Here is a 14403-nt window from a genome sequence, read left to right on the forward strand (position 1 = left end):
CGTCTCCGGCGCCTAAGCTGGGGAAATGCCTGCCGCGGACCCACAGACCACCCCGTCGGGGGCCGCCGTCCTGCGGTTCCTGCGGGTGACCCTGCATGTCGGGTTTGCCGTGCTGTTGCTCGTCGCCATCCTGCGGCTGCATCTTGCGGCGGGACCGGCCGACGCCGGAAGCCCCGCGGGTGCGTGGCGCTATGTTTGGTCGGCGCTCGCCGTGGCCCTGGCCTGGACCTACCTGGCCGGCACGCTGCTGGAAAAGCGGTACGACGCCGGCCGGTCGGCGTTCAATCCCCACCCGTACGCTCTCCTGTGGCTGGGCCTGGTCACGGGCCTGTGGGGGATCCTCCTCGCCGGAAGTGCCGAATTCTCCTGGCTGGCCTTCCCGCTGTTCTTCCTGCACCTGCATGTGCTGCCCCGCCGCATCGCGCTGGTCACGATCGCCGTTATGACGGCGGCGGTGGTGGCTTCGCAGTGGACGGCCAGCGGACTGCCGCAGCCCACACTTCCCATGGTTTTGGGGCCGGTCCTGGGCGCCGGGTTTGCCGTCGTCACCGGCCTCGCCTACCGTGCGCTGTACCTTGAGGGGGAGGCGCAGCGGCTGGCCGCCGAGGAACTGCGGCGCACCCGCGCCGAGCTGGCCAGGACCCAGCATGAGGCAGGGGTCGCGGCCGAGCGTGAACGCCTGGCCCGGGAAATCCACGACACCCTCGCGCAGGGCCTCTCCAGCATCGTCCTGGTGGCCCGCGCCGCGGAGAAGTCGCTGGCCGGCGGCGATTTTGCCACCGCTGCCGAACGGTTCGCGCTGGTCGGGCAGACGGCCGCCGAGAACCTCGCCGAGGCCCGCAGCTTTGTCCGCGGCCTCTCGGCGCCCCGGCTTCAGGACTCGTCCCTGCCGGAAACCCTCAAAAGGTTGTGCGGCGAAACCGAAACGCTGGCGGCCGCCCGCGGCGAGGGGCTGCGCTGCCGGTTCGAGCTGGTGGGGAACGCCGCGGAACTGCCGCCGCAGTACAGCGTCACGCTGCTCCGGGCGGCCCAGGCCAGCCTCGCGAACGTGCGGCTGCACGCGAAGGCGCATACCGCCGTCGTCACCCTGGCGTTCCTCGGCGACGAAGTCACCCTGGACGTGTACGACGACGGAACGGGCTTCACGCCCGCCGCTGCGGGTCCCGGGGTGGCTGGCCGTGCGGACGGCAGCGGCTTTGGCCTGCACTCGTTGGGCGCCCGGGTGGCGGAACTGGGCGGTTCGCTGGAGGTCGAATCGGCGCCGGGGGAGGGAACGGTGGTTGCCGTACGGCTGCCGCTGACCGGCTCGCCCGGCCCGGCGGGGGAGCACAGCTGATGGGCGCCCTCCACCTTCTGCTCGTGGACGACCACCCCGTGGTCCGGGCGGGTCTGCGCGCCATGCTTACGGAATTCGAGGACTTCACTGTGGCCGCCGAGGCGGCGGACGGGGACGCCGCGCTGCGTGAACTCGCCAGGCTCCGGGTCTTGGGGGAGCGCGTGGATGTGGTGCTGATGGACCTGCAGATGGGCGCCGGAATGGACGGCGTCGCCGCCACGAGCGCCATCCGGAAGCTGGATTCCCCGCCGCCGGTCCTGATCCTTACCACCTACGACACCGAGGCGGACATCCTGGCCGCGGTGGAGGCGGGGGCCAGCGGCTACATGCTCAAGGACGCCCCGCCGGAGCAGATCCGCCAGGCGGTGCTGGCCGCGGCGGCCGGGCAGACAGCGTTGGCTCCGAAGGTGGCGGCGTTGCTGATGTCGCGGATCAGCAGCCCGGAAACGGCGCTGACGCCCCGGGAGGTCCAGTTGCTGGAACTGCTCGCCACGGGCCTGACCAACAGGGCCATCGCACGCCAGCTCTTCATTTCCGAAGCCACTGTTAAAACCCATCTGGTGCACATCTTCGGCAAGCTCGGCGTCGACAACCGCACCTCGGCCATTGCCCTGGCCACGCAGCGCCGGATCATCCGCGCGCCGGGGCAGTAACGCTCTTCCGCGGGATCAGCTGTTGTTTGCTTCCCGGAGTTCGGCCATGGCTTCGGCCACCAGTTGCGCCCGTTCGGCCCCCAGGATGGCCACGAAGTTGGCATGGACCAGTCCGGCGACGAAACAGGCCAGTGCATTGGCGGTTTCGGTGCCCTCGACGGTCAGTTCGAGGTAGACAACCCGGCGGTCCTCCGCGCAGGGGCTGCGCTGGACCAGGGACCGCTTCGCCAGCCGGTCGGCGATCTTGGTGAAGCCGCCGTTGCTGAACTCCACTTCCCTGGCCAGTTTCGCCATGGGCATCCGGGCGCCGGGAGTGCGGACCAGCCGCAGGAGCGTCTCGGCTTCTGCCGGTTCCAGGCAGAAGGCGGAAGAGACTTCCGCGTGCACCTTCTTGTTGGTGTTCTGGAAGCCCTCAATGACCAGCCCCCACTGCGAAATCACATCAAGGTCCCCGGTGGTCGGGGTGTGCTTCTGCGTGGCCGGCATGGAATCCCTTTCCACGCCCATAATACGCTCCACGTACTCGTCTTTCTGGTGAGATTTTGGGGCGGGACGGCCGCCAGGGCCTCCCGGTTTAAGAACGAAAGCCGGTGCTTTCGGCGGGCGGTGGGCCCGCCGAAAGCACCGGCGCTCGGGATATGCGTACGTTACGCGGCGACGGATGCTTCGGCGCGCACGGCTTCGAGGGCCTTGGTCCACGGCACGAGCTGGTCCAGGACCGGAGCCAGGGTCTGTGCCTGCAGTTCGGTGGGCTTGAAGACGGAGAAGTTCTCGAAGTCGGTGAAGAGGGAGAACATGCCGGTCTTCTGCACGTGGGCGATCTGCAGCTCGGACAGGATGCCGCGCAGGTGCTCAACGGCGCGGACACCGAAGGCCGAGCCGTAGGACACAATGCCGGCTGCCTTGTTGGAGAACTCGGCGTTCAGGTAGGACAGGGCGTTGGCCAGGGCCGGGGCCACGGAGTGGTTGTACTCGGGGGTGATGAAGACGTAGCCGTCGAACTCGGCGATCTTGGCAGCCCAGGCAAGGGTGTGGGCGTTCTGGTAGTTCTGGTAGGCGGCCGGGTAGGCCTCGTCCAGCAGCGGCAGGTTGTAGTCGGCGATGTCGACGATCTCGAACTCAGCGTCGGTGCGCTGCTGTGCCTGCGCGAGAACCCACTCGGCTACGCCGACGTTGTTGCGGCCGGGACGGGTGCTGCCGGTGACAATGGCGATCTTAGTCATGAACTACTCCTCTGGTGGATCACTGAGCGGAAGAACATCCGCAACGCTTCAAGATTCAACAATATTCTAGAAAACTATTTTTGTAAATAGTGTTTCGGGTGGTCCCGGTCACTAGGCCGCTGGCCGAAGGTCGCCGGGCAGGCAGGAATGTCCGACGGCGGTGCCATACTGAGAGTTGCATCACGACGGATGTTTGGGGGAGCTTCGGAATGGTCCTAGATACGACAACACTCAGGATCGCGTTCGGCGTGATGGCCCTGGTGTTGGGGCTGCTTTTTTACTTTTCGTCCTACCGCGCCACGCGCTCCGCCTACAGCGGCTGGTGGTGCCTCGCCCTGGTGTTTTTCCTTGTAGGCGCGGCCGCCTTCCTGCTTAACGGCACCGGCCATCAGTGGTGGGCCAACATCCTGGGCAATGTCCTGCTGGTCCACGGGGGTGTTGCGGTCTGGGCCGGTGCGCGCTCACTGCGGGAGCTGCCACCGAAGCGGTGGCTCTTCACGGGGGTTCCGGTGGCCACCCTGGTGGCCACCGCCGTCGACCATCCCGGTACCAATGTCTGGGCGGGGGGCGCCGTCTTCCTCGCCTCAATGTGCCTCACGATGGGGCTGGCATCCCAGGAGCTCTGGCGGCTGGAACCGGGGTATTCCCGGGTCCGCGTTCCCATGGCCGGCGCGGCCGGGGTGTTGGCGGTTTTCTATTTTGGCCGCTTGGTCTTCTTCCTTGTTGACGGCCAGGACGGGCCGATTTTCACCACCTACTTCGGATCTGCGGTGACCACCATGGGCACCATGGTGCTGCTGGTGGTGGTGTCCTTCAGCATGGCCGGGCTGAGCACCGAGCAGCAGACCCGGGCCCTGCGCATGGTGGCGTCCCGCGATGACCTCACGGGGCTGCTCAACCGCAAAGCCTTCCTTGACCTGGCGGCCGGGCTGCTGAAGGACCGCGCGGTCACCCAGGGGACCGGTGCCCTGATCCTCGCGGACCTGGACCATTTCAAGGCGGTCAACGATACCCACGGTCATGCCGCCGGCGACCTCGCCCTGAAGGCTTTCGCCGGGGCCTGCCAGGAGACCGTCAGGTCCACGGACCTGGTGGGACGCTACGGCGGGGAGGAATTTGTCCTCCTGATTCCGGGCGGCTCCGCCCTCCGGGCCGAGCATATTGCGGAAGAAATCAGCCGTCGTCTCGCCCAGGTCCCCACCGCCGGTGGGCTCGAAATGCCCACCGTCAGCTACGGCGTTGCCCTGTACGACGCCGGGACCTCCGATGTGGAGGACCTCATCGCAGCGGCGGATGAGGCGCTGTACACGGCCAAGTCACAGGGCCGGAATCAAACAGTCCACAGCGACCGCCGCATTTGAGGCGGTCTGGCTCTTATACTCGGGTCAGGCGCGAGGATACGGACCGCGATGATACGGACCGCGAGGGTAAGGACACACTGACGTGGACGAACGCATCGGAATTATCGGCGGGGGCATTGTGGGCATCGCCGTGGCGCGCTCGCTCCTGGAGCGCCACCTTGGGGACATCACCGTTTTCGAGAAGGAGACGCGCCTCGCCGCGCATCAGACCGGCCACAACTCCGGAGTTGTCCATGCAGGCCTGTACTACGCCGCGGGATCACTGAAGGCCCGGCTTTGCGTTTCCGGGCGCGCATCGCTCCGGGACTACTGCCTGGAGAAGAACCTGCCCTACCGGGAGGTGGGCAAGCTGGTGGTGGTGGTGGACGAATCGGAGCTGCCGGCGTTGGCCGGGATCGAGAAGCGGGCCAGGGCCAACGGGGTGCCGGACCTCAGCCGCATCAACGATGCCGGCCGGCTGCGCGAGATCGAACCACACGCGGCAGGCGTGGCGGCGGTGCACTCGCCGCACACCGCCGTCGTCGATTTTGCGGCCATTACCGAAGCGATGGCGCAGGACGTGAGGGCGGCCGGCGGCACCGTCCTGCTCGGTCAGGAAGTGGTGGGAATAGCGGTGGACGGCGCCAAAGTGCAGGTCCGGACGGCGGTCTCGGAGCAGGTCTTCGACCGGCTCATTGTCTGCGCCGGGTTGCAGTCCGACGTCGTGGCGCGCCTGCTGGGTGCCGATCCGTCACCGAAAATCCTGCCATTCCGCGGCGAATACTGGTCCCTGAACCCGGAGCGTAACAGCCTGGTGAACGGGATGATCTACCCTGTCCCGGACCCGCGTTTCCCCTTCCTGGGCGTGCACTTCACCCGCGGCGTCTACGACGACGTCCATGTGGGGCCCAACGCTGTTCCCGCGCTGGCACGTGAAGGATACGGCTGGTCGTCGGTCTCAGCGAAGGACACCTGGGAATCGTTGCGGTGGCCCGGAGCCGGCGCCCTGGCGAAGAAGCACTGGCGGATGGGTGTGGAGGAGATCAGTGCCTCGCTGGTCAAGGCCATCTACTTCCACAAGGCCCGCCGCTTTATCCCCGAGCTGGAAATGTCGGACCTCACGGCCAAAACTGCATCCGGCGTGCGGGCGCAGGCGTGGGGCCGGGACGGCGCGCTGCTGGACGACTTTGCCGTGGAGCAGGTGGGGCCGGTGACGCTGCTGCGGAACGCCCCCTCGCCGGCGGCCACGTCCTGCATGGCCATCGCCGATCACCTGGTGGAGAACTACGTGCAGGTGCGTGCCTGAGCCGCTTATTGTCAGCAGGCCAACTCAGTTCAGCTTCCCTGCCAGCCGTTCCCGCATCCGGACGCTCGCTTCGTTCAGGCCGATCAGTTCCACCTCCCGGCCGTGCCGGCGGTATTTCTCCGTGACGGCATCCAGCACCGCGATGGTGGACGCGTCCCACAGGTGGGAGGCATGCAGGTCCACGATCACCCGGCTGATGTCCGGCCCGGCGTCGAGCGCGTACTCGAACTGGGTATAGAGATCGTTCGAGGAGGCAAAGAACAGTTCGCCGTCCACCGTGTAGGTGGCCACGTTTTCGCCGTTAAGTTCGACGACGGTCCGCTCCACCGTGACGAAGTGCGCCACCCGCCGGGCGAAGAGGGCCATGGCCGCGAGCACGCCGGCCCCGACGCCGATGGCCAGGTTGTGCGTCACGGACACCACCGTGACGGTGATCAGCATGACGGCGGTCTCGGACGTGGGCATCCGGCGCAGCGTCCGCGGCGCGATCGAGTGCCAGTCGAACGTGATGGCCGAAACGAAAATCATCACAGCCACCAAAGCGGCCATGGGGATCAGGCCCACCACATCGCCCAGCGTCACCACCAGGACCAGCAGGAAGACGCCGGCCAGGAACGTGGACACCCGGCTCCGCGCGCCCGAGCCCTTGACGTTGATCATGGTCTGGCCGATCACGGCACAACCGCCCATGCCCCCGAAGAAGCCCGTCACAATGTTGGCCACGCCCTGGCCCCACGACTCACGGGTCTTGTTCGAACGGGTGTCCGTGATGTCGTCCACCAGCTTGGCGGTCATCAGCGATTCCAGCAGCCCCACGAGGGCCATCGAGAGCGAGAACGGCGCAATCACCTGGAACGTCTCCCACGTCAGGGGAACGTTGGGAATGAACAGCGACGGCAGGCTCTCCGGCAGCTGGCCCTTGTCATGGACGGTGGGTACGTCCACCCCGGCGAGGACGGCAAACAGGGTGAGCGCCACGATGGCCACCAAAGGTGAGGGCACCGCCGTCGTCATTCTGGGCAATCCCACCACAATGACCAATCCCACCGCCACAAGCGGATACACCATCCACGGGACGCCGATCAGCTCGGGGAGCTGGGCCATGAATACCAGGAGGGCCAGCGCGTTCACGAAGCCGACCATGACCGAGCGCGGAATGAAGCGCATCAGCCGGGTGACCCCCAGCACCGCCAGCAGGATTTGGAACACGCCCGCCAGGATCACGGCCGCGATGAGGTGGTCCAGGCCATGGCTGCGCATCAGCGGGGCGATCACCAGGGCCACCGCACCGGTGGCGGCGGAAATCATGGCCGGCCGGCCACCAACAAACGAGATGGTGACAGCCATGACGAAGGACGCAAACAGACCGATCCGCGGGTCCACGCCGGCAATCACCGAGAACGCGATGGCTTCCGGAATCAGGGCCAGTGCCACCACCAGCCCGGCGAGGGCCTCGGTCTTGAGCCGCCGCGGCGAACGTAATGTTGCGCGGACCGATTGGAGCTGCTGCGGGGTGCTGGTCCGGGCGTCCGGGACGCTCTGTACGGCCATTGCGGGTCCAATCGTGCTGGTGAAGCGCACACAGGCGGCTTCTGCCTTCGGGGAACGGTGAGGCGCGCGCCGCTTCGTTGAGATTGGGAGGAGCGCTCCGCCCTTACCAGTCTGGGGCACGCCGCATCCCAACTGCTAAAATGGCGGGGTTGTAGACCGGCCTATAGCTGGTCCGGCCAGCGCCGTAACGTAAGTAGGGGACCACAGAGGACATGACGGCAGGCGGTTCGCACCTCAGCACTTCAGAGACTTTCCCAGGCCAGGCCAAAAACGCGCCGGCCGGGGAAGCGCTCCCGAAATCCGCTGCGCCCGCCACGCCCCCAGCCAAGCGCCGGGCCTACATTGCCATCTGGCAGGGGTTCTTTGGTGCCCTGATGATGTTCGTGGGGTCCATCGGCACAGGCTGGATCGCCAACGGCTCACCCATGATCCGCCAGCCCGTGGTCATCGCCCTGCGGACCGAAGGCTGGGGCGTCACCCTGTCCACAGTCCTTCTCACCGTGGGGGCCATGCTCCTGATGCGCTCCTGGCTGCGGCTCGGCCAGCGGCTGGGGGACTGGGGCGAGCACTCCCTGCGGTCGGTGGTGATCGCCATTTCCGCGTGGTCCTCCCCGCTTCTGCTTGCCGTACCGATTTTCTCGCGCGACGTCTACGCCTACACCGGCCAGGGGCGGCTGGTCATGGAGGGCCAAAACCCATACCAAGTGGGCATCTCCACCCTCAGTAACTGGTTTTCCCTGGGCGCGGACCCCGCCTGGGCCGAGAACCGGACACCCTACGGGCCTTACTTCCTGTGGCTCGCCCGTGGTGTGGTGGGGCTGACCGGAGCGCAGCCTGACGTTTCCGTATTTTTGTTCCGGCTGCTCGCCGGGGCGGGCGTGGTCCTGTGCATCATCTACGTGCCCAAACTCGCGGAACTGCACGGCATCAACGGCGCGCGGGCGCTCTGGATCGCCGTGGCCAACCCGCTGTTCCTGATCAGCTTTGTGGCCAGCGCCCACAACGACGCCCTGATGGTGGGGCTCGCCGTCGCCGGTGTCTACTTCGCCGCGACGAAACATTACCTCACAGGCATACTTCTGGTCACGGCGTCCATCGGGATCAAGCCGATCACCGTCCTGCTGCTCCCGTTCATCGGGGTTATGTGGGCCGGGCCATCCGCATCGTGGACCCGGAAGTTCCTGATCTGGGGCGCGACGGCGGGAATCAGCTTTGGTGTGCTGGCCCTCAGCGGGATTCCGTACAACCTTGGCCTGGGCTGGGTTTGGGCGATCATGGACCCCACTCCGGGGTACACCGGTTATTCGCCCTCCGGGTTCCTCGGCCAGCAGGTCGAGTTCCTCGCCAACGGGCTGGGGCTGCCGGGCGGGACGTTTGCAGACCTGCTGCGGACCGGCATGAAGTGGGCCGCGGTTGGCCTGGTCCTGCTGCTGATGTTCCGCGGTGATTACTCCCGGGCGGTGCGCCGGCTCGCCCTGGCGTTCACCGCCGTCGTGATGCTTTCACCCATCATCCAGCCCTGGTACATCCTCTGGTTCCTGCCGTTCCTTGCCGTCACCGGCATCCGCAACGACTGGCAGATCCGCAGCCTCTACGTGGGCGTGACGTTCTTCGTGGTGTTCGGCGCGCAGGACCAGCTCTCGGTCTGGTCCTTTGTGGAACTGCCCATCAACGCGTCCTCCCTGGCCTTTGTGACGGCGCTGCTGTTCACGTTCTACCTGCTGGTCCTGGACATCCACACCCGGAAGCTGCTGGTGGAGGGCAAGCCGCTGGACTGGGCCCGGCGGTCCTGGGGCTGGGTGCAGGAGCAGCGCGCCGCCAGGCGTTAAGGCCTTGTCCCGGGCGCTCCCGGGAGGCTCCACCCCCCCGGGCCCGGGCGTCATCAACAGGGACGAAACCTGTACGGCGGCGGTAGACTTCGCAGGCATGAGGACACTCGCCGATGACCTTGAAGCACCTGATGATGTCCATACCCGGATTGTGGTGGCTGCCTACGGCTTGTTCTCCCGCCGGGGGATCCGCGATGTGGGGGTTGACGAGCTGATCCGGGCGTCGGGCGTCGCCAAGGCAACGTTCTACCGGCATTTCCCGTCGAAGGATGACCTGGTGCTGGCCTTTTTGAAGCGGCGCGACGAGCTGTGGATGATGGGGTCTGTTGTCCCGGAAGCCCGGCGCAGGGCAGCGAACCCCGAAGAGCAGCTACTCGCCATCTTCGACATTTACGATGAATGGTTCCAGGACGACGATTTCGAAGCATGTTCGTTCGTGAAAGTCCTGCTTGAAATGGGGGCCGCCCACCCGCTGGGGAAGGCGAGCATCGAATACCTGGCGAGAATCCGCCACCAGGTACGGATCCTGGCCGATGAAGCAGGCCTGGCGGATTCCGAGGCGTTCGCACTCTCCTGGCACATCCTTATGAAGGGCTCCATCATTGCCGCTGCCGAGGGTGACAAGCTGGCTGCCCGCCGGGCGCGGAGGATGGCCGCCGGGCTGATTGCTGAGCACCGCCCGCAAAAACCTCCGCAGGCGTGAGATTCAGTGCAGGAGCCAGGACGCGTCCTGCGGCGGTTGCGGCTTTCGGCGGAGTTTATGGACCAGGGCAACGAACGGCCACGCCAGCAGCCGCAGGAAACCGGCACTGAGCAACAAGGCGACCGTCAGAACAATCAGCGGCGAGTACAGCAGGAGAACACCAAATACAGCGGCAACGTACCCGGTAACCAATGCCAAAACTGCCCCGGGATCCATGGGAGCTCCTCTTTAATTTTCAAAAGACGTGTGCCGTGAAGCCAGCTGCACTGCTGGCAGCGATACGCGAGAGGTAGGAGGCCCCACCCGTGACGGGAGGGTGGCCTTCGAAAGGCGTTCAGCCGCGGAAAACCCGATGTCGGTGGCGTTTGAGTAGCCGTTACGTATCACTCCGGAGCCCCGGGGGAGGTGCATACCCGGTCTTCACATGGTGGCCGCACGCTTCATAACGGTGTATCACAGCGTACTCGCCTGCGGGCACGCAATGAAGAAGCAGCCCGGGGCGGCCCGCTGAAAGCCCGCTCAGACGGCCCGCTCTGAGGGCCCGCTTAGGCGGCCCGCGCCTCAGGAATGGACGCCGGCTTCCGGCCGAGCTCCGCGGTCCGCTTCACGGACCACCACAGCAGCACCACCAGGAGCACGTTGCGGGTGGTGAGGATGGCAGCCATGACCGGGTGGGCGTGGATGAGCGGGGTGTAAAACAGCGGGTAAATCACGAATGTGGTTATGGCGATCCCCATCAGCAGGGCGGCCGGGACCTTCCATCGGTCCCAGTCATGTGTCAGACCGGCCACAATCACCGGGGCCAGCCAGATGATGAACTGCGGCGAACCCACCTTGTTGAACACGATGAACGCCGTGACCATCATCAGGGCGCCCTCCATGAACAGCTCTTCCCGCTCCGCTCCGCGCTTCAGGGCCCGGACCAGCAGGATGGCCGCCACCACCGCGGCGACGATGAGCAGCGGCTGCATCAGGAACGCGGCCACCGATGCGCCGGGACCATACACCTCGGTGGAGTTGATGGCGGTGTTGTCCGCCATCCTGGAGCCAGCAATGTGGAAGACGCTCAGCCACACCCAGGGCGTGGAGAAGGTGGCCTCCAGCTGCATGCCCCGCTCGCCCTGGTTGGTGAGGAAGTCCAGGATGTGCGGCAGCCCGCCGGAAAGGTAGGTGCCCAAGCCCACCACCGCGGTCACGGCGACCCCGGAGGCCAGAACCTGGATCCGCCGCCGGCTGGCAATCACAATCGGCACCAGGACCGCTGCCGGCCACACTTTGATCCAGGTGGCCACGCTCAGCAGGACGCCCGCCACAACGGGCCGTTCAGCCGCGTAGAGCAGGGCGATCAGCACAATGGGGGCGGTGATGCCCTCCACCCGGGCGAAGCTGAGGTACCCCATAAAGACCGTAAAAAACAGCCACCACCAAGCCGGGGCAATCCCGCGCACTTTCCGCGGCCCGCGGGTCAGGTACACAAGACCGACGGCGTTGAGGGCTGTAATGATCAGGAACCAGCAGAGCAGGTAGAGGCCGGGCCCGGCGATGTTCGCGAGGAAGATCGGGATCTGCGCCAACACGGGATATACCCAGGGGCTGATCTTTCCGTCCAGGCTGTCCGGGTTGTAGCCGTCCATGGCCCACTGGCGGTACTGCTCGGTGTCGCTGAAGGTATCGCCGTTCAGGAAGAACGATGCCATCCAGCCCAGGAAGTACAGGTGGATGACCGCGAAGCCCCACCAGACACTGGAGGGACGGGCGAACCAGTCCACCACGCGGGCGGGCAGGACGGTGCTGCGGACGCTGACCAGCCGGTCGAAGAACCTTGTGGAAATCTCAGGACTCCTTGAGCGCGGGAACGGACGCGGGAGTCTTCTTGCCCAACGAGTACAGCCGCCGGACGGACCACAGGAACAGGACCACCAGGAGGACGTTGCGGATGGTCAGAACGCCGGCCATCAGCGGGTTGTTGTGGCTCAGGGCGTCGTAGAACAACGGGTAGATGAAGAATGTGGCCACGGCGATGGCAATCAGCATGGCCGCGGGAACCCGCCACTCGCGCCAGCTGTGCGCCAGCCCCACTGCCACGGCCGGGGCCAGCCAGACCATGAACTGGGGCGACCCCACCTTGTTGAAGACCACAAAGGCGGTGGTCAGGGTGAGTGCCCCGGCGAGGAGCAGTTCGGTCCGGTCCACGCCGTCGGCGTGGTTGCCGTTGAGCTTGCCATTGTGCAGGGCCCAGAAAGTCAGGCCGGCCACCAGCAGCGCCGCCAGGATCAGCAGCGGCTGCATCAGGACGGACATCACGGCCGTGCCGGGACCGTCCACCTGCATGGAGTTGATGTCCGTGTTCATGTACATCCGGGAATCCCCGATGTTGAGCACGGACAGCCACAGCCACGGGGTGGTGAAGGTCGCCTCAAGCTGCATGCCGCGGTCACCCTGCTGGGTCAGGAAGTTCAGCAGCTTGGGCACACTGCCCACCGCGGCTGCCAGTGCCACCACCACCGCGGAGGTGGCGACGCCGGCCAGCACCACCACGAGGCGGTTCTTCACGACGGCGAAGAGGGCAAGCATCACTGCGGCCGGCCAGACCTTCACCCAGGTCGCGGCGGCGAGGATGACAGAGGCGATGAACGGCCGGCCCACGCCGTAGGCCAGGGCCACCAGCACGATCGGTGCGGTGAGGCCGTCCACGCGGGCGAAGCCCAGCCAGCCCATCAGCAGTGTGAAGATCAGCCACCACCAGCCGGCGGGGATGGCGTCCTGGTTGCGGCCACGGTCGGTGAGTTTGGCCAGGCCCCACCCGTTGAGGAGCGTGGTCATCAGCACCCACAGGAAGAAGAACGGCCCGGGTCCGGCCAGCCCCGCGATGGCCATGGGAATCAAGGCCAGGATGGGGTATACCCAGGGGCTGGGGCCGCCGGTGAGGTTCGCTTCGTTAAAGCCGGCCGCTGCCCAGTCCCGGTAGATGAAGGTATCGCTGAATGCCTCACCGCGGAGGGACAGCATGGCGCCGAAGACCAGGAACCCGAGATGCACCAGGATGAAGCCGGTGAGCAGGCCCCGGGAAGTGTTCAGCCAGGACCGCACGGCCGTGGGCAGGATGACGTTGCGGACCCGGGTGAGCGAGGCGAAGAATGCGTCCGTGGAAATGGCGGAATCCTTGTCAGAGAGGGGCAGAACGGGTGCCGGATCGTGCCGCGGGGCGGGAACCGGAAGCATCGGGGGTCCGCTTATAACAGCCGCCCTACCAGTCAAGGGTAATTGACTGCCCGTGCTGCCCAGTAATCCTGCAGGACCGCACGCGCTTCGTTTCACGGCCTGAAAAGTTTACGTGGCCTTGGCGTGGCGGTAGCGCTCAATCTGTTTTAGCCGCCGCAGGAGGCTGTCGCGCCGCGGGTGCGGGACGACGTCGTGCGCTTCTGCGGTGAGGTCAATGTGTTTGGTGCCGTACTGCCAGAGCAGGAGGTCGTCCAGCAGCCGGTCCGGGCCGGGGGAGTAGCGGTGGTCCAGGGCCTTGCGGACCTCGGTGATCCGCTGGGCGCTGAGCAGCCCGGCGAGCTGGACGGTCTGGTTCAGGCCGTGGGCCGCCATCAGTTCCGCAGCCCAGCCCCAGTCATCGTCCACTTTGCGGTCCACATGGGGCAGCAGCGTCCGCCAGACGTCGCGGATGCGGTTGGGGGTCAGCGGCGCCGCCCCCTCGCCATCCATGTCCCAGTAGCTGCGGACCTCCTCGTACCGCTCGTGGAGGTCGGCGAAGGCGCTCTCCACGGTCTCCAGCATGGCTGCGGTGGCGGTGAACTGGCGGTCGAAATGCGGCGTCCAGGCGCGCGGGTCCTCGGCTTTGAAGCGGATGTCGTGCTCGATCTCGCTCCAGGCGTGCGCGAAGACCGTGCGGATCTGGCACTCGAAGAAGTAGCTGCCGTTGGGCGGGACATCCGGATTGAAGACCTGCTGGTACTCCTTGACGGCCTCGTTCTGGATGGTGCGCAGGATGAGGTGGCGGCTGGAGTAGCCGTAGGTGCCGGACTCGATGGAGCCGATGTCCTTCTCCCGGTCCCCGCGGCAGTCAAACACCTGGCGCTGGCGCTTGATGATGTTGGCCGCCACCGCGTTCTCGGCGGGCAGCTTGGTGATGATGCGGACGCCCACCATGTCATTAAGGGTGCGGAACGGGTCCGGGAACTTCAGCACGACGGGGCCGCCGGGTTCCAGCGGTTCCTCGATCCGGGAGATTTTTTCGCGGAAGGATTCCACCGTTTTGGTGCGCCCGGTGACAAACAGCGGCGTGACCTCGGTGTCCTTCAACATGTCGCGCAGGATCACCAGGACGTCATGGGTGACCAGCTTCAGGGCAGGCCGGACGCGTTCGTAGATCTCCACGTTCTCCTGCACGGATTCGCGGAGGCTGACGTCCAGGCTGTCCCAGTTACTCGGCATACACCCAGCTTACGGCGACGGT

General features: G+C 66.2%; 13 protein-coding genes. 6 read left to right on the forward strand and 7 right to left on the reverse strand.

The genetic code is table 11. From position 1 onward, the window contains the following. Positions 1-25: 25 nt before the first annotated feature. On the forward strand, positions 26-1336 hold the full coding sequence (locus SBP01_RS00840) for a sensor histidine kinase (protein ID WP_275215933.1): 1311 nt from the start codon (positions 26-28) through the stop codon (positions 1334-1336). Next, positions 1336-1989 (forward strand): response regulator, encoded by a 654-nt coding sequence (locus SBP01_RS00845; protein WP_275215934.1) that lies wholly within the window; start codon positions 1336-1338, stop codon positions 1987-1989. Before SBP01_RS00840 ends, SBP01_RS00845 begins: the two co-directional genes overlap by 1 nt. Positions 1990-2004: 15 nt before the next feature. Here the strand turns inward: SBP01_RS00845 and SBP01_RS00850 are convergent, their stop codons facing one another. Beyond that, positions 2005-2475 carry a MarR family winged helix-turn-helix transcriptional regulator gene (locus SBP01_RS00850; protein ID WP_320537163.1) on the reverse strand — a complete coding sequence of 157 codons (471 nt, stop codon included), beginning with the start codon at positions 2473-2475 and terminating at the stop codon, positions 2005-2007. Between the two features lie 161 nt (positions 2476-2636). After that, the gene (locus tag SBP01_RS00855) at positions 2637-3212 is read right to left on the reverse strand and encodes an NADPH-dependent FMN reductase (protein ID WP_275215936.1); all 576 of its coding nucleotides are present in this window, start codon (positions 3210-3212) and stop codon (positions 2637-2639) included. A gap of 209 nt (positions 3213-3421) precedes the next feature. Between SBP01_RS00855 and SBP01_RS00860 the strand changes: the two genes are divergently transcribed. Both SBP01_RS00860 and lhgO read left to right on the forward strand, forming a co-directional pair. Continuing rightward, the gene (locus tag SBP01_RS00860; RefSeq protein WP_320537164.1) at positions 3422-4573 is read left to right on the forward strand and encodes a GGDEF domain-containing protein; all 1152 of its coding nucleotides are present in this window, start codon (positions 3422-3424) and stop codon (positions 4571-4573) included. Positions 4574-4655: 82 nt separating this feature from the next. Then, positions 4656-5858: an L-2-hydroxyglutarate oxidase gene (gene lhgO, locus SBP01_RS00865; RefSeq protein WP_320537165.1), complete on the forward strand. Its 1203-nt coding sequence runs from the start codon at positions 4656-4658 to the stop codon at positions 5856-5858. Positions 5859-5882: 24 nt separating this feature from the next. Here lhgO and SBP01_RS00870 read toward each other — a convergent pair whose 3' ends face one another. Beyond that, positions 5883-7409 (reverse strand): SulP family inorganic anion transporter, encoded by a 1527-nt coding sequence (locus tag SBP01_RS00870; protein WP_320537166.1) that lies wholly within the window; start codon positions 7407-7409, stop codon positions 5883-5885. 212 nt (positions 7410-7621) lie between these two features. Between SBP01_RS00870 and mptB the strand changes: the two genes are divergently transcribed. Continuing rightward, positions 7622-9238 (forward strand): polyprenol phosphomannose-dependent alpha 1,6 mannosyltransferase MptB, encoded by a 1617-nt coding sequence (gene mptB / locus SBP01_RS00875; protein WP_320537167.1) that lies wholly within the window; start codon positions 7622-7624, stop codon positions 9236-9238. Between the two features lie 97 nt (positions 9239-9335). Continuing rightward, entirely contained in the window at positions 9336-9941 is a 606-nt protein-coding gene (locus tag SBP01_RS00880; RefSeq protein WP_320537168.1) for a helix-turn-helix domain-containing protein, read from the forward strand. Between the two features lie 3 nt (positions 9942-9944). Here SBP01_RS00880 and SBP01_RS00885 read toward each other — a convergent pair whose 3' ends face one another. From SBP01_RS00885 to SBP01_RS00900, 4 genes are all read right to left on the reverse strand, one after another. After that, positions 9945-10157: a hypothetical protein gene (locus tag SBP01_RS00885; RefSeq protein WP_320537169.1), complete on the reverse strand. Its 213-nt coding sequence runs from the start codon at positions 10155-10157 to the stop codon at positions 9945-9947. A gap of 329 nt (positions 10158-10486) precedes the next feature. Further along, complete coding sequence (locus SBP01_RS00890) at positions 10487-11713, reverse strand: glycosyltransferase 87 family protein (RefSeq protein ID WP_320537170.1); 1227 nt, start codon at positions 11711-11713, stop codon at positions 10487-10489. A 61-nt stretch (positions 11714-11774) separates the two neighbouring features. Further along, positions 11775-13094 (reverse strand): glycosyltransferase family 87 protein, encoded by a 1320-nt coding sequence (locus SBP01_RS00895; RefSeq protein WP_320538394.1) that lies wholly within the window; start codon positions 13092-13094, stop codon positions 11775-11777. A gap of 177 nt (positions 13095-13271) precedes the next feature. Further along, positions 13272-14381, reverse strand: a complete 1110-nt coding sequence (locus tag SBP01_RS00900; protein ID WP_320537171.1) for a (p)ppGpp synthetase — start codon at positions 14379-14381, stop codon at positions 13272-13274. Positions 14382-14403 lie beyond the last annotated feature (22 nt).

It is taken from the genome of Pseudarthrobacter sp. IC2-21 (assembly GCF_034048115.1).
GTDB classification, from domain to species: domain Bacteria; phylum Actinomycetota; class Actinomycetes; order Actinomycetales; family Micrococcaceae; genus Arthrobacter; species Arthrobacter naphthalenicus.